This window comes from Actinomadura napierensis, assembly GCF_039529375.1.
In the GTDB taxonomy this organism is placed as follows: Bacteria; Actinomycetota; Actinomycetes; order Streptosporangiales; family Streptosporangiaceae; genus Spirillospora; species Spirillospora napierensis.
On the sequence record NZ_BAAAMR010000171.1, the window covers coordinates 1 to 14,462 of the forward strand.

General features: G+C 73.3%; 14 protein-coding genes, 1 pseudogene and 1 riboswitch. Of the genes and pseudogenes, 7 read left to right on the top strand and 8 right to left on the bottom strand.

Annotated features, from left to right (window positions below; translation table 11 throughout):
• From ABD296_RS46320 to ABD296_RS46330, 3 genes are all read left to right on the top strand, one after another.
• Positions 1-1,090, top strand: a 1,090-nt coding sequence (locus tag ABD296_RS46320) for a response regulator receiver protein (protein ID WP_344283801.1), incomplete at its 5' end; no start/stop codon positions are given.
• Between the two features lie 93 nt (positions 1,091-1,183).
• The gene (locus tag ABD296_RS46325; RefSeq protein WP_344283804.1) at positions 1,184-3,097 is read left to right on the top strand and encodes an AAA family ATPase; all 1,914 of its coding nucleotides are present in this window, start codon (positions 1,184-1,186) and stop codon (positions 3,095-3,097) included.
• Entirely contained in the window at positions 3,094-3,834 is a 741-nt protein-coding gene (locus ABD296_RS46330) for a 4Fe-4S single cluster domain-containing protein (RefSeq protein ID WP_344283805.1), read from the top strand. The genes ABD296_RS46325 and ABD296_RS46330 overlap by 4 nt, the downstream gene beginning before the upstream one ends.
• Here the strand turns inward: ABD296_RS46330 and ABD296_RS46335 are convergent.
• Positions 3,738-4,598, bottom strand: a complete 861-nt coding sequence (locus ABD296_RS46335) for a hypothetical protein (RefSeq protein ID WP_344283806.1) — start codon at positions 4,596-4,598, stop codon at positions 3,738-3,740. The genes ABD296_RS46330 and ABD296_RS46335 overlap by 97 nt on opposite strands.
• Between ABD296_RS46335 and ABD296_RS46340 the strand changes: the two genes are divergently transcribed.
• On the top strand, positions 4,584-5,069 hold the full coding sequence (locus ABD296_RS46340) for an FHA domain-containing protein (protein ID WP_344283809.1): 486 nt from the start codon (positions 4,584-4,586) through the stop codon (positions 5,067-5,069). The two genes, ABD296_RS46335 and ABD296_RS46340, sit on opposite strands and share 15 nt — an antisense overlap.
• 145 nt (positions 5,070-5,214) lie before the next feature.
• On the opposite strand, the gene typA is transcribed toward ABD296_RS46340, so the two are convergent.
• The gene (gene typA, locus ABD296_RS46345) at positions 5,215-7,068 is read right to left on the bottom strand and encodes a translational GTPase TypA (RefSeq protein ID WP_344283812.1); all 1,854 of its coding nucleotides are present in this window, start codon (positions 7,066-7,068) and stop codon (positions 5,215-5,217) included.
• Between the two features lie 208 nt (positions 7,069-7,276).
• A riboswitch (cyclic di-AMP (ydaO/yuaA leader) is annotated at positions 7,277-7,403 on the top strand.
• A 7-nt stretch (positions 7,404-7,410) separates the two neighbouring features.
• Between typA and ABD296_RS46350 the strand changes: the two genes are divergently transcribed.
• The gene (locus ABD296_RS46350; RefSeq protein WP_344283815.1) at positions 7,411-8,439 is read left to right on the top strand and encodes a C40 family peptidase; all 1,029 of its coding nucleotides are present in this window, start codon (positions 7,411-7,413) and stop codon (positions 8,437-8,439) included.
• Here the strand turns inward: ABD296_RS46350 and ABD296_RS46355 are convergent.
• From ABD296_RS46355 to ABD296_RS46365, 3 genes are read right to left on the bottom strand one after another with little or no spacing between them, the layout of a single operon-like run.
• Positions 8,436-8,819 (bottom strand): (deoxy)nucleoside triphosphate pyrophosphohydrolase, encoded by a 384-nt coding sequence (locus tag ABD296_RS46355; protein ID WP_344283818.1) that lies wholly within the window; start codon positions 8,817-8,819, stop codon positions 8,436-8,438. The genes ABD296_RS46350 and ABD296_RS46355 overlap by 4 nt on opposite strands.
• A gap of 46 nt (positions 8,820-8,865) precedes the next feature.
• Complete coding sequence (locus ABD296_RS46360; RefSeq protein ID WP_344283820.1) at positions 8,866-9,639, bottom strand: Mut7-C RNAse domain-containing protein; 774 nt, start codon at positions 9,637-9,639, stop codon at positions 8,866-8,868.
• 53 nt (positions 9,640-9,692) lie between these two features.
• Positions 9,693-10,982 (bottom strand): amidohydrolase family protein, encoded by a 1,290-nt coding sequence (locus ABD296_RS46365; protein ID WP_344283823.1) that lies wholly within the window; start codon positions 10,980-10,982, stop codon positions 9,693-9,695.
• 61 nt (positions 10,983-11,043) lie between these two features.
• On the opposite strand from ABD296_RS46365, the gene ABD296_RS46370 reads away from it, so the two are divergent.
• Entirely contained in the window at positions 11,044-11,568 is a 525-nt protein-coding gene (locus ABD296_RS46370) for a MarR family winged helix-turn-helix transcriptional regulator (RefSeq protein ID WP_344283826.1), read from the top strand.
• A 107-nt stretch (positions 11,569-11,675) separates the two neighbouring features.
• Complete coding sequence (locus ABD296_RS46375; protein ID WP_344283828.1) at positions 11,676-12,083, top strand: ribonuclease domain-containing protein; 408 nt, start codon at positions 11,676-11,678, stop codon at positions 12,081-12,083.
• Between the two features lie 43 nt (positions 12,084-12,126).
• On the opposite strand, the gene ABD296_RS46380 is transcribed toward ABD296_RS46375, so the two are convergent.
• The 3 genes and pseudogenes from ABD296_RS46380 to ABD296_RS46390 all read right to left on the bottom strand — a co-directional run.
• Positions 12,127-13,188 carry an NlpC/P60 family protein gene (locus ABD296_RS46380; RefSeq protein WP_344283831.1) on the bottom strand — a complete coding sequence of 354 codons (1,062 nt, stop codon included), beginning with the start codon at positions 13,186-13,188 and terminating at the stop codon, positions 12,127-12,129.
• The gene (locus tag ABD296_RS46385; protein WP_344283834.1) at positions 13,185-13,490 is read right to left on the bottom strand and encodes a hypothetical protein; all 306 of its coding nucleotides are present in this window, start codon (positions 13,488-13,490) and stop codon (positions 13,185-13,187) included. The genes ABD296_RS46380 and ABD296_RS46385 overlap by 4 nt, the downstream gene beginning before the upstream one ends.
• Before the next feature lie 345 nt (positions 13,491-13,835).
• Positions 13,836-14,462, bottom strand: a pseudogene (locus ABD296_RS46390) (hypothetical protein); the annotation flags it as partial.

Here is a 14,462-nt window from a genome sequence, read left to right on the forward strand (position 1 = left end):
GGCGGTGGTGCTGCCCGGGGGCATGAGCCGGGTCCTGGGAGGCGGCGGCGGCCCGGCCGACCGCGGCGCGCAGGCGCTGGCCGCGCTCGCCGCCGGGCGCGCCGAGGCGCGGGAGGCGGCGCTCGCCGAGGTCCGGACGCAGGAGCGGGCGCTGCGGGAGGTCGTGGAGCGCAACGCGCGCATCGCGGCGCTCGCCGAGACCCGCGCGAAGATCGGCGCGGAGGCGGCGCTGCCGCCGCAACTGGTACCCGGCGAGGAGTCCGCCGAGGAGCTGACCGCCTGGTGCGCCACCATCGACCCCCTGCTGGACGAGGCGGAGCGGCGCCTGTCGGAGCATCTCGCCGCGCAGGTCACCGCCCAGGTCTTCGCCGCCCCGGCGGAAGGGCTCCAGGCCGACACCGGCGCACCGCCACCGCGGCGCGACGGCGACGCCGAGGCACAGCGGACGCTGGAAAGGATCATGGCGAGGCTGCTGCCCGACGCCGCCGAGGACGAGCGCCGCGCGGTCGCCGAGGCGGCCCGGCTGCTGGCCGCCGCGGGCACCGCCGAGGAGGCGGAGGGCGTCCTGCACGAGGTCCGGCTGCGGATCCGGGACGCCAACCGGCGCACCGAGGAGCTCCGGGAGCGGGCGCGGCGCCGCGCGGCCGAGCGGGAGGCCGCCGAGCAGGCCGAGGCGGAGCGCCGGTACGTCCTCGACTCGATCACGGCCGCGTTCGAGGACATGGGCTACCAGGTCCAGGCGGGTTTCGAGACGCTGACCGCCGGGGACGGCTCGGTGGTGCTGACCAAGGGGGCCTGGCCCGACCACAGCGTGCGGATGCGGGTGGACGACGCCGCGCACGTCCGGGCGTCGATGATGCGGGACCGTCCCGCCGCGAGCGAGGACGACCGGCGCGTCGACGTCGAGCGGGAGCGCGAGTGGTGCGAGGCGTTCGAGGCCGCGCGGGCGCGGCTGGCGGAGGGCGGGATCCGCTCCGAGGTGTCCTGGCGGCTGGAGCCCGGCGTGCGGGAACTGCCGGTGAGCGCCGCGTCACGGCAGACTGGGGGGCGTGCAGGCCAACGCGAACGCCGCCGCGAGCGTCCCAGTTGACGTGTCCCTTCCAGGGGCCCGTGAGCGCGGATGCCGGCTCCGGGCGTGTCGGGGGTCGTCCCCTTTCGGGCAGAGCGGAGTGGAGCGAGCCAGATGAGCATTGATTCGCCGACCCTCGGCGGCCGGCTGCAGGGCTGGCCGCCGTTCATCCGCGAACTCGACGCGACGCTGTCGGTGCACTCCCAGTACGTCCTGTCGGGGAACCTGTACGACAGCTTCCTCGCGCCGCCGACGGCGAGCGGCGGGCCGGCGCGGCTGCTGCCGCTGCGCTCGCTGCTGTGGGAGACGCTGCACGCCAGCGGCGCGTCCTTCATGGTGGTGTACGACCCGGTGGACGGCCTGGAGATCGTCCCGCCGCCGGGCGACGAGGCCGGCGACGAGGCCGGGCGCGCCGCCGAGCGGGTGCTCGGCAAGATCAAGGACGAGCGGCCGTCGCTGGAGGCGCTGACCCGGCACCTGGCCGCGGTGGCCCGGCCGCAGGAGAACGTGCGCGCCGCGTTCGTGATCGACTCGGCGTCCCGGATCGCCCGCACCCCGACCGAGATGGAGCCCGCCGAGCGGGACTTCTTCCGGTTCTGCGCGAAGCTGTCGCGCACCGCCCGGCCCGTCCGGGGCGCCGGGGCGCGGCCGAAACCGCTGTACAACCCGGTCGTGTGGCTGGTGGAGCGGCCCGGCGACCTGCCGTCCTGGCTGACCGCCGACAACGACGCGGTCCGCGAGATCACCATCCCGCGCCCGCACCTCGGCGACCGGCAGGAGACCGCGCGGCTGCTGGCCCGCGCGTTCGGCGTCAGCGACGTCGGCTCGGACGAGACGGCCGCGGCGGCGTGCGACTCGTTCGCCGAGCAGGCCGACGGGCTGACGCTCCAGTCGATGATCGAGGTGACCCGGCTGGCGAAGGAGCGCAACGTCGACCTTGCCGACCTGCCGGACGCGGTGCGCACCTACAAGCTCGGCGTGCTGGACAACCCGTGGAGCCGCGGGCACCTGCGGCGCCGCGTGCTGGAGGGCGAGAAGCGCGTCCCGGAGCGGGTGATCGGGCAGCCGCAGGCCGTCACCAAGACGCTCGACATCCTCAAGCGCGCCGTGCTCGGGCTGTCCGGGGCGCAGGCGACCCGGTCCGGGAGCCGGCCGCGCGGCGTGCTGTTCTTCGCCGGCCCGACCGGCACCGGCAAGACCGAGCTGGCCAAGGCGATCACCGAGCTGGTGTTCGGGGACGAGTCGGCCTACCTGCGCTTCGACATGAGCGAGTTCTCCGCCGAGGGCTCCGGCGACCGGCTGATCGGGGCGCCGCCGGGCTACGTGGGCCACGAGGCGGGCGGCGAGCTGACCAACGCCGTCCGCGAGGACCCGTTCCGGGTGATCCTTTTCGACGAGATCGAGAAGGCGCACCCGCGGATCCTGGACAAGTTCCTGCAGATCCTGGAGGACGGCCGGCTCACCGACGGGCGCGGCAACACGGTGCACTTCTCCGAGTCGATCCTGATCTTCACCTCGAACCTCGGGATGTTCGTGCCGGGCCGCGAGCCGGGCATGCTGGAGGCCGTCCCGGCCCTCGCCGGCGACCGGGTGCGCAACATCACACCCGGGATGTCCTACTTCGAGGTCGAGCAGCGGATCAAGGACGCGGTCGCCGCGCACTTCACCGAGGTGCTGAACCGGCCGGAGCTGCTCAACCGGTTCGGCGACAACATCGTGGTGTTCGACTTCATCTCCGGCGACGCCGCGCACAAGATCTTCGACCTGCAGTTCGCGAACATCTGCAAGCGGGTCGCCGACGAGCACCGGCTCATGCTGACGGTGAAGGACGACGCGCTGCAGACCCTGCGCGAATGGTGCACCGCCGAGCTGGACAAGGGCGGCCGCGGCATCGGCATGGCGCTGGAGTCGCACTTCGTCAACCCGCTGGCGCGCGCGCTGTTCGACCGGGAGCTCATCGCCGACGAGCGGATCACCGTGTGGGGGATCCGGCGCGAGGGCGGCATCGTCCATCTGGACATCCAGTGACCGCCGCCGCCCCGCCCCCCGGAGAGGCTCCCGCGCTGCTGCTCGCCAAGGCGCACTACCCGGTGACCACACTCGGCCCCGGCACCCGCGCGGGCATCTGGACGCAGGGCTGCACGCTGCACTGCAACGGCTGCCTCTCCCGCGACACCTGGGACGCGGATCCGGGCAAGGCCGTGCCGGTCGAGGCCGTTCTCGGCTGGCTGGAGTCCCTTCCGGGACCGCTGGACGGGGTGACGATCTCCGGCGGGGAGCCGTTCCAGCAGCCCGCCGCCCTCGCCGCCCTGCTGCGCGGGATCCGCGCATGGCGCAACTCCCGGCGTGAGACGATGCCATTGGACATATTGGTGTACAGCGGATATGTCTACTCGCGGCTTTCGCGGGTCCGGGGGTCGCGCGAGATCCTCGGCCTGTGCGATGCCGTGATGGCGGGGCCGTACGTCGACCGGCTCAACCCGAGGGGGCGACACCCGGAAGACGGCTCTCTACTCTGGAGGGGGTCGGCGAACCAGCGCGTCGTCCCGCTCTCCCCTCTGGGGCGGGAGCGGTACGGGGCACCGGCCGGCATCGGTAAGACTAGGGAACACGCAGGGCCCCGAGTACAGGTGTCCGTGGACGAAGGGCCGGAGGGAAGGCGGGTGTACTACATCGGGATCCCGCGAAGGGGTGACATGGAGCACCTCACGTCGAGGCTCGAACGCGCCGGCGTGCGCTCGGGGGATGTGTCATGGCGACCTTGAACTGTCCTGTCTGTGACGAGCCGTACCAGCAGGGCGATCTGCTCTGCCTGAGCTGCGGCGCCAATCTGGCGCGCCCGGGCGGCCACCGGGCCGGTCCCGGCGGTTACGACCAGGGCCCGCCCCAGCACGGCGCCCCGCAGCACGGCGGCCCTCAGCACGGCGCTCCTCAGCACGGCGCTCCCCAGCACGGCGCTCCTCAGCACGGTGGCCCCCCGCCGCAGCACGGCCAGCCGTACCAGCAGCCGCCCCAGCACGACTACCAGCAGCCACCGCAGCACGACGCTCCGCAATACGGCGCTCCCCAGCACGGTGCCCCTCAGCACGGCGCTCCCCAGCACGGCGGTCCCCCGCCGCAGCACGGCGCTCCGCAACACGGGCAGCCGCCGCAGGACCAGTGGGGCCCGCCGCAGCAGCAGCCGGACGCGTGGGGTCCGCCGCAGCAGCAGCAACCGGACCAGTGGGGCCCGCCGCCTACGCCGCAGCAGCAGCAGCCTCCGCAGCGGCAGCACGGCGCCCCGCAGCACGGGCAGCCGCCGCAGCAGGCGGACCCCTGGTCGATGCCGCCGCCACAGCAGCAGCAACCGCCGCAGCAGCAGCCGGACCAGTGGGGCGCGCCGCAGCAGCACCAGCCGCCGGCGCCCGACCAGTACCGGCAGCCCGAGCAGCAGCCGTACCCGCCGGCGGACCAGTACATGCCGCAGCCCGGGCCGGGCGACCACCAGTTCGGCCCGCCGCCGCAGCAGCCGCCGTTGCCGCCGCCGCACGGGCGCGAGGCGACGCTGCTGCCGCCGGACCAGCAGCGGGGGCACCAGCACCCGCAGCAGCCCGACAGCACGGCGTTCATGTGCCCGTACTGCGAGGCGGTGCTCAGCAACCCGGGCGCCGCGCAGTGCGACTCGTGCCTGCGCCCGCTGCCGCAGAAGGGCACGCCCGTCCTGCGGGTGCAGTTCCCGACCGGGGAGCTGAAGGTCTCCGTCGGGCAGCACCTGGTGCTCGGCCGCGACGCCGGCCAGTCCCCGGTGGCCGCCACGTTCACGCAGTACGACAACGTGTCGCGGCGGCACTCCACGGTCTGGCTCGACCCGTCCGGGACGGCGTGGGTCCGCGACGAGGGCTCCACCAACGGGACGTTCGTCAACGGCGAACGCCTCCCGCGCGGCGTGGAGGCCCCGCTGCGCGACGGCGACCAGCTCCGCCTGGCCGCCGACGTGACCGGCACCGTCCAGCTCGCCTAGCACGGCGGCACGAAACGAAAAGGGCGCGGCCCCGCGGTTCTCGGAACCGCGGGGCCGCCCCTGTTGGCACAACCCCGGCCCAGGGTGCTCGCCTGGCGGCTCGCACCCTGACCGTGCTTGAGCGAGCCCTCAGGTCTCCCGGCGGCTAGCCGGCGCGCTTGGTGCGGGCGCGCGTCCGCTCGCGCTCCTTGGCGTCGAGCACCACCTTGCGGATCCGGACGGCCATGGGGGTCACCTCGACGCACTCGTCCTCACGGCAGAACTCCAGCGACTGCTCCAGCGTCAGCAGGCGCGCCGGGGTCACCGTCTCGGCGATGTCGGACGTCGAGGACCGGATGTTGGTCTTGGCCTTCTCCTTGGTGATGTTGACGTCCATGTCGTCGGAGCGCGAGTTCTCCCCGACGATCATGCCCTCGTACACCTCGGTGGTCGGCCCGACGAAGAACGTGCCGCGCTCCTGCAGGTTCGTGATCGCGTACGCGGTCGCGGCGCCGGACCGGTCGGCGACCAGCGAGCCGGACGGCCGGGTGCGCAGCTCGCCGAACCACGGCTCGTAGGACTCGAACACGTGATGCGCCATGCCGGTGCCGCGCGTCTCGGTCATGAACTCGGTGCGGAACCCGATCAGGCCGCGGGCCGGGACCAGGAACTCCATCCGGATCCAGCCGGTGCCGTGGTTGGTCATGTGCTCCATGCGGCCCTTGCGGACCGCCAGCAGCTGCGTGACCGCGCCGAGGTGCTCCTCGGGGATGTCGACGGTGAGCCGCTCGACCGGCTCGTGCTTCTTGCCGTCGATCTCCTTGGCGACGACCTGCGGCTTCCCGACGGTCAGCTCGTAGCCCTCCCGGCGCATGTTCTCCACCAGGATCGCCAGCGCCAGCTCGCCGCGGCCCTGCACCTCCCAGGCGTCCGGCCGCTCGGTCGGCAGCACCTTGATCGACACGTTGCCGACCAGCTCCCGGTCGAGGCGGTCCTTCACCATCCGGGCGGTGACCTTGGTGCCCTTCTCGCGGCCGGCCATCGGTCCGGTGTTGGTGCCGATCGTCATGGAGATCGCGGGCTCGTCCACCGTGATCAGCGGCAGCGGGCGCGGGTCCTCCGGGTCGGCGATGGTGTCGCCGATCATGATCTCCGGGATGCCAGCGATCGCGATGATGTCGCCCGGCCCCGCCTCGTCGGCGGGCTTGCGGGCGAGCGCCTCGGTCATCAGCAGCTCGGTGATCTTCACCTTCTCGATGCTGCCGTCGTGCCGGCACCAGGCGACCTGCTGGCCCTTCTTGATCGTCCCGGCGTGCACCCGGCACAGCGCGATCCGGCCGAGGTAGCTGGAGGCGTCCAGGTTCGTCACGTGCGCCTGCAGCGGCCCGTCCGGGTCGTAGGACGGCGCCGGGATCGTCTCGGTGATCACCGAGAACAGCGGCTCCAGGTCCTCGCTGTCGGGCATGCCGCCGTCGGCGGGCTTGGCGAGCGACGCGCGCCCGGCCCGGCCCGAGGCGTACACGATCGGGAAGTCGATCTGCTCCTCGGTGGCGTCGAGGTCCATGAACAGCTCGTACGTCTCGTCCACGACCTCGTCGATGCGGGCGTCGGGACGGTCGGTCTTGTTCACGACCAGGATCACCGGCAGCTTGGCCTCCAGGGCCTTGCGCAGCACGAACCGGGTCTGCGGCAGCGGGCCCTCGCTGGCGTCCACCAGCAGGACGACGCCGTCCACCATGGACAGGCCGCGCTCGACCTCGCCGCCGAAGTCGGCGTGGCCGGGCGTGTCGATGATGTTGATGGTCATGCCGTTGTGCCGGACGGCGGTGTTCTTGGCGAGAATGGTGATGCCCTTCTCGCGCTCCAGGTCGTTGGAGTCCATGACGCGGTCGTCGACGTCCTGGTTCTCGCGGAAGGCACCGGACTGCCAGAGCATGGCGTCGACCAGCGTCGTCTTGCCGTGGTCGACATGGGCGACGATCGCGACGTTCCGGAGGTCGTCGCGCGTGGAGATGGGCATGCGGGCTCGCCTTGCGTGAGAGTTCGGGAGTCGCCGCAGACGCGCGGCTACCTTCATTCTACTTGGCGCAGGGCGCAACCCGCCCCGAGCCGCCCGTTCCCATGCCTCACAGGGGCCCCGATTGGCCATCTTTGTCCATCCTTTGTAATCTTCCCGAGATCCGGTCGTCCGGAGCCCCACCCCCCGGGGCTGCGGCCGGACCGCCGAATCCCCCGCGGCACCCACCCGCGGGCGAACCGGGGACCCATCCCCCTGGGGTGAATCGACGCACGTCGTAGGGCGACTCCTGGCCCGAACCCGTCAGCTAACCCGGTAGGCGAGCGAGGAGAGGAGAACACCGGCTTGGCACCGGACCCCGTTCACCGGCGGCGCGTCGCGCCGACCGTGACCGCCGCAGCACTGCTGCTCGCCGGCCTCGGCGCCACCGCGCCCGTCGCCGCGCACGCCGCGACCCCCTTCGGCCCCGCCGCCGCCCCGTCGGCCACCGGCACGCCCAGTCCCCTCCCCACCACGGAGAAGGGCCTGAAGCAGAGCCTGAAAGAGCTGAACGACGAGGCGGAGACGCTCACCGAGCAGTACAACAAGACGCGCGTCGACCTCGGCCACGCCGTCAAGGCCGAGCAGGCCGCCGCCAAGTACGCGCAGCAGCTGCTCAAGCAGACCGCGCCCGCCCGGCAGCGGCTCGCGCAGCTGGCCGCCGCCAACTACATGAGCGGCGGGCCCGACGCGATCTTCAGCTCCGGCGGCAGCGCCGACAGCCTCTCCGACTCCGCCTACCTCCAGCAGAACCAGGCCACCACCGTCCTCGCCCTGCAGAAGCAGGTCGACCAGGCCGAGGCCGCCCAGCGCGCCGCCCAGGACCGCACCGAGCAGGTCAAGCAGGCCCAGGCCAAGGTGCAGGCCGCCCGCAAGGCCGCCAAGGCCAAGGTGGACGAGGTCGTCAAGCGCCTCGACAAGCTCACCACCACCCACACCACCGACCCCAAGTCCGGCCTCACCGCCACGATCAAGGGCTCGGACCTGCCCGCCAAGATGGCCCGCAAGGCCCTCACCAAGCTCGGCAGCCCCTACGTCTGGGGCGCCGCCGGCCCGAGCTCCTTCGACTGCTCCGGCCTCGTCGTCTGGGCCTACGCCCAGGTCGGCAAGTCCGGCCTGCCGCACTACACCGGCGACCTCTACCAGCTCGGCAGCAAGGTCTCCCGCGGCTCGCTGCGCGCCGGCGACCTGGTCTACTTCGGCAGCAACCTGCACCATATGGGCATCTACGTCGGCGACGGCAAGTTCCTCCAGGCCCCGCAGACCGGCGATGTGGTGAAGATCTCCAAACTGTCCACCCGCTCCGACTACGCCGGCGCGAATCGAATCTCCTAGCCCTTGGCGGTCGGGCGGAGGTCGGGTTCCAGTTCGGTTATGACGGGGCGGTCGCCGGGGAGCCAGGCGACGTCGTACAGGTCGTCGCGGGTGAGCCAGCGGAGGGCCAGGTGCTCCAAGGCCTGCGGCTCGCCCTCGACGATCTCGGCGGTCCAGACGCGCAGGAGGGCGCGCTCGCTCAGCCGCCAGTCGCCGCCGACGCGGCGGAGCGGGCGGATCTTGATGGCGAGCTCCTCGTGGCACTCGCGGACGACGGCGTCCTCGTCGGACTCGCCCGGGTCCACCTTGCCGCCGGGCAGCTCCCAGCCGCCGGCCATGTGCGGCGGCTCGGCCCGCTGCGCGGCGAGCAGCCGCCCGTCCCGGATGATCGCCGCGCCCACGACTACCAGATCGCCGATGGTGACCAGCCCCTCCCGTTCCGCCCGGTCATTCTGAGACGGCGGGTTCCGCCCGGACGGTTCCGGTGCGGGCCGCCTCGACCCGGCGGGTCGCCTCTTCGACGATCTTCTCAAGGTGGTCGCCGTGGGCGCCGCGCCAGTACACCTGGCCGCAGTCGGCGCAGCGGCCGTAGACGTCGTAGCTGCGGCGGGTGCCCGCTTCGAGGTCGCGCTCGATCTCCTGCTTGTCGACGGGGAGCAGGACGCCGTTGCAGGCGGTGCAGCGCGTCCAGGGGCTGAGGACGGGCGCGAAGCGGTCCAGGAGGTCGCGGAGCTGGTCGTCGGGGCGGGAGCCGCGGACGTAGGCGCCGAACCAGAGCGCGCGGCGGCGCAGGAGGCCGCGGTCCTGGGTGAGCAGGACGCGGCGCTCCGCGTTCGCCTGGACGACCAGCGCCGGGTCGTCCATGTCGTTGTGGTAGGCGGTGTCGAGGCCGAGGAGCCGCATCCGGCGCGCCAGCGTGCCCAGGTGGACGTCGAGCAGGAAGCGGGGCGCCTCCTGGCCGGGCTCCAGCGGGACCGGCTGGGGGCGGGGCACGGCGTCCACGCGGACCTCGTCGCCGGCGGCCGGGCGGACGGACGCCCCGGCGGGCTCGCCGCGGACGGTCAGCCGGCCGACCTCGGGGAGCGGGACTCCGAGCGACTCCACGACGTGCCCGAGCGTCGACGTCCCGTCCCACGGCACCCGGCGCAGCGGTTCGCGGCGGGCGGCGGGCAGGAACATCAGCAGGTCGTCGGCGATGCGGACGCGTATCTCGGATTCCACGCCGCCAGCATGCCACGCGGTGCCGACGGTCCTCGCCGGAATTCCGCCGGGCGTCAGGCGGCGGCGAGGCGCCCCGCCGACGCCTCCAGCGCGCTCAGCAGGGACGGGACGTCGTGGCCTTGCAGTACTCCGGCCCGCTTCACGACCCGGCCGCCGACGATGACCGTGTCGACATGGCGCGTCTCGGCGGACAGGACGACGGCCGCGATCGGGTCGTGCGCCGCCGCCATCCCGAGGCTGTCGGTGCGCAGGACGACGAGGTCGGCCTGCTTGCCCGGCGTGAGGGATCCGGTGACGCCGGCGAGCCCGGCCGTCTCGGCGCCGCCGAGGGTCGCGGCGCGGAGGGCCTGCGCGGTGGTGAACCAGGTGCCGGCGCCGCCCGGGCGGGCGCGCTCCAGGAAGTAGGCCGCCCGCATGACGCCGAACATGTCGCCGGGGCCGCTGGCGACGGTGTCGGCGCCGAGGCCGGTCGGGACGCCGGCGGCGTGCGAGCGTCCGGTGGCCGGGTCGCCGATGCCGAGGGCCGCCTCGACGCCGGGCGTGGCGGAGACGGTGCCGCCGTTGGCGGCGATCCTCTTGAACGCGTCGTCGGTGTAGAAGTTGGCGTGCACGTACATGGCGGGGTGGCCGAGCAGGCCGTTGTCCTCCAGGAACGCCAGCCCCCGCGCGGCGCTCTCGGCCCCGTGGCCGCCCATGTGGACGGTGACCGGCAGGTCCAGGTCGCGGGCCAGCCGCCATTCGGCGAGCGCGCGTTCGCCGCCGGCGATCTCCGGGCCGAGCGCGGCCAGCCACATCGACACGGTCCCGGCCGGGGTGTCGAAGTACTCGCGGCGGACGCGGGCCGTCTCGGCGGTGAGCGCGTCAAGGTCGCCGCCGCCGCCGTAGCAGTAGCCGAACACGGCGCGGACGCCGGACGCCCGGAGCGCGGCGATGTCGGCGTCGGTGTGGTCGGGGCTGAACATGATGTGCGACCAGTCGACGACGGTCGTGATGCCGGAGTCGAGGCACTCCAGGGCGCCGGCGAGGGTCCCGGTGTACACGTCGTCGGGACGGTAGCGCGGTGCCAGTTCGCCGAGGACGCGCTGCAGGTAGGCGGGCAGTGTGCTGTCGGGGAGGATCGCGCGGATCCCGGTCTGCCAGGTGTGCCGGTGGGTGTCGACGAAGCCCGGCATCACGATCCGGCCGGTCGCGTCCAGCACCTCGGCCCCGGCCGGCGCGGCCAGCGCGGGGCCGACGGCGGCGATCCGCCCGTCCTCTACGAGCACGTCCGCGCGTCCCAGGACGCCGGGCGCCGGAGCGGTGTCGATGACCGTGCCGTTGCGGAGAAGCAGGGAGGTTGTCATGACTCGAAGCTTAAAGAAAAGCTTTTTAAAAAGCAATGCGGTGGACGAGTATTCTCGGGATGTGCGCGATGACGACGGCGGGCCCCGGGACGAGGTGGACGAGCTGGCCGCGGCCTGGCGGCGGGACGGCCTCGGCGAGGACGTCATCGCGATGCTGGAGGTCAGCAAACGCGCCTCGCGCATCGGGGCGCTCGTCCAGCAGGCGCTGCGCGGGGAGCTGGCCGACCTCGGCCTCACCTACGCCGAGTTCGAGGTGCTGACCGTGCTGACCAGGGCCGGCGAACCGTACCGGCTGCGGCCGAGCGAGCTGACCCGGTCGGCGTTCCTCACCTCCGGCGGCACCAGCAACGTGCTCCAGCGGCTGCAGAAGGCCGGCCACATCGAGCGGGAGGCCAACACCGGCGACGCCCGCAGCCGCTTCGTCCAGCTCACCCCCGATGGCCTGCGCGTCACCGCCCTGGCGCTGGACGCCTCGGCGCGCGCACACCGGGAGGCCATGGCCGGGGTGCCCGAGGCGGCCGTCCGCGACGCGGCGGACGCGCTGCGCGACGTCCTGCTGGTGATCGGCAAGCGCCGGTTCCGTTGAGCGACCGCCCGATGCGTGCCGAATCACCGGTGACGCGCTCGGCAATTTCGACTGAACTGCCGGGATCGGCGGTGACGCGGGAGGCGTTGCGGGGTGACACTCGCCCTATGAACACCCCCCGCCACAGGTTCCGCCGCGCGCTCCTGCCGGCCGCCCTGCTCATCGCGGGGCTCACCGGCCCCGCGGCGCACGCCGCCACCGCTCCCGCCCCGTCCGCGACCTCCGTCTCCCCCGTCTGCGAGTCGACGCTCCCGTCGCAGGCCGACGACACGATCGCCCTGATCGACAAGGGCGGGCCGTTCCCGTACCCGCAGGACGGCACCGTCTTCCAGAACCGGGAAGCCCTGCTGCCGAAGGAGACGCAGGGCTACTACCACGAGTACACGGTGAAGACGCCGGGCAGCTCCACGCGCGGCGCCCGCCGCATCATCACGTCCGACCATCTCGGCCATGACGGGATGTACTGGACGCCCGACCACTACGGCACGTTCTACGACGTCGACTTCGGCTGCTGAGCGTCCCCGGCCGGCGGCCCGGCGACGGGCGCCGCCGGCCGGCTCAGCCGCCGGGCTGCTGCGCGGCCAGCTGCGTGACCTTGCCCTTGAGCTTGGGGCTGGCCAGCGGGCGCGTCACGCCCACCCAGTCGGGGCGCTTGTAGGTCTTCACGCCGATCGCGGGCACGCACGACGAGCAGCTCGCCACGATCATCTTGCCCTTGCCGATCACCATGCCGACGTGGCCGGGGTTGTCCGCCGACGTGCCCGGACCGGAGTTGAAGAACACCAGGTCGCCGGGCTGCTCCCTGCCCTTGGAGATCTTCGCCCCGAACGGCCACTGATCGAACGTGGTGCGCGGGATCGGTAGGCCCGCCGCCCGGTAGGCGGCCTGGACGAGGCTGGAGCAGTCCCACGCGTCCGGGCCGGTCGCGCCGAACACGTACGGCTTGCCGCGCTGCGCCAGCGCGAACGCGATGATCTTCTGGACCAGCGCGCTCGCGTTCGCCGGCAGGTCGTTGTCCTCGCAGTTGACCCCGTTGGACTGGACGGCTTCGAAGTCACCGTTGGCGTAGCGCTTCGCCCAGGTCAGGACCAGGTTCACGTAGTCCCACGAGTGGTTGTACTGGAAGATCGCGGTCTTCATCCGCTGCGGTGCGCCGTTGTGCTTGAGGTAGGCGGCGGCGGTCGGGATCGCGTCGGCCGGGTCGTAGCGGTTCTTCTTGCCGTCCTTGTTCCCGTCCACCGCGAACGACGCGAACGTCGGGGCGAGGAACTGCATCGGCCCGCCCGCGCCCGCGTAGTTCTCGCCGCTGTGCACGCCCGCCGCGTTCGACGTCCCATGCCCGGTCTCGACCTCGCCGATGCCCGCCAGGACGTTCCACGGGATGCCGTAGTCCTTGCCGGCCTTCTGGTAGAGGCCCAGGTAGTCCGCCGGGATCGACTTCGCGTCGCCCGCCTCCGCCGGCTGCGCGCCCGCGCCCGCGGTGTCGACGCAGCCGCCGTTCACGGTGCCGCCGAACATGAACTGGCTCGCGCCGAACAGGATCGGCACGAAGATCAGCGCGACGAACAGCGCCGCGGCGGCGGCGAGCGCGCACGCCGCCAGCACGCGTTTCGGGGTCATCCGGTGTCACCCGCCTGCCCCGCGTCCGCCGGCTCGAACGCGTACACCTTCAGCGAGCCGCCGTCGCGCGAGACGGTCACCGCGTACTGCTTGCCGTCGCTGCTCGCCGTCCCGTTCCTGGTGAGCTGCTGCCTGCCCGTCACGAGGAAGATGATCGAGTTGTTCTCGATGGTGCGGACCTGGTCGAGCGATGCGCTGCCCTGCGCGACGACCTGCCCCTTGCGGCGCTCGTCCTGGATCCCCGGCGCCGACGCGCCCGCCTCCAACTGGCCGCGCAGGTCGTCGGTGACAAGCCCGGACATCCGGCCGATGTAGGCGGTCGGGTCCTCGTCGTAGCGGTACGTCCCGTACGCCGCGACGAACCGCTGCGCCAGGTCGGCGGCGGTCGCGAAGTCCTGCTGGGAGAACGGCAGCAGCTGGTAGATGTCGAAGCGCTTCGGGTCGACGGTGCTGTGGATCCCCGGCGGGGGGGGGGGCGGGCGGCACGCCCGCCCCGCTCGGGCCGGGCGTCACCGTCACCTTCGGACGCGCGTCCGCCTCGTGGTGGCCGCGGTCGGGCGCCGCCAGCGTCAGGTAGACGCCCACCGCGGCGAGCACCACCACGAGCCCCGCGAACAGGAGCTTGCGCTGGCGGTCGTTCAGGTTCATCACTCGCCCCGGTCGGACTCGCCCTGGCCGGGCTCGACCGGACGCAGCCAGAACGGGATCGGCGGCCCCTCCTCGGAACCGCGCCGGCCCCACAGCGGAGGCGGCGCCTGCCGCCCGCCCGGGCCGCCGTTCGACGGCGAGGCCTCGCCACCGCCCGCACCGGCACGCGGCCGGGGGACGTTCGACGCAGGACCGCCGGAACCGCCAGACCCGCCGGACCCGCGCGCGGGCGCGCCGCCGCCGGAACCGCGCGAGCCGCCTGAGCCACCGCCGGAGCCACCGCCTGCACGGCCGCGGGCCCGTTCGGTCGAGCCGGACGAGCGTCCGCCGCCGGAGAACCAGCCGCCGCGCCCGCCACCGGAACCGTTCCCGGAACCACCGCCGGAGCTCCCGGAGCCGCCGCCAGAGCCGCCACCGGACGAGCCACCGGACCCGCCCGAACCGCCGCTGCCGCCGCCGCCGGTGACCCCGCCGCTTCCACCGCGTCCCGACCAGGACGTCGGACGCGGCGTGCCGGTCCCGGAACCCGCGCCACCGGACGGCTTACCGCCGCCGGACGCCGAGCCGCCGCCCGCTGCCGAGCCGCCGCCCGCGCGCGCTCCCGAGACCCCGCCGGGCCGCGCGAC

Excerpts from the sequence above, each read along its gene's own strand:
- ABD296_RS46325 (WP_344283804.1), top strand. The coding sequence starts at position 1,184 with ATGAGCATTGATTCGCCGACCCTCGGCGGCCGGCTGCAGGGCTGGCCG.
- typA (WP_344283812.1), bottom strand. The coding sequence starts at position 7,068 with ATGCCCATCTCCACGCGCGACGACCTCCGGAACGTCGCGATCGTCGCC.
- ABD296_RS46365 (WP_344283823.1), bottom strand. The coding sequence starts at position 10,982 with ATGACAACCTCCCTGCTTCTCCGCAACGGCACGGTCATCGACACCGCT.
- ABD296_RS46375 (WP_344283828.1), top strand. The coding sequence starts at position 11,676 with ATGAACACCCCCCGCCACAGGTTCCGCCGCGCGCTCCTGCCGGCCGCC.
- ABD296_RS46380 (WP_344283831.1), bottom strand. The coding sequence starts at position 13,188 with ATGACCCCGAAACGCGTGCTGGCGGCGTGCGCGCTCGCCGCCGCCGCG.
- ABD296_RS46385 (WP_344283834.1), bottom strand. The coding sequence starts at position 13,490 with ATGTCCGGGCTTGTCACCGACGACCTGCGCGGCCAGTTGGAGGCGGGC.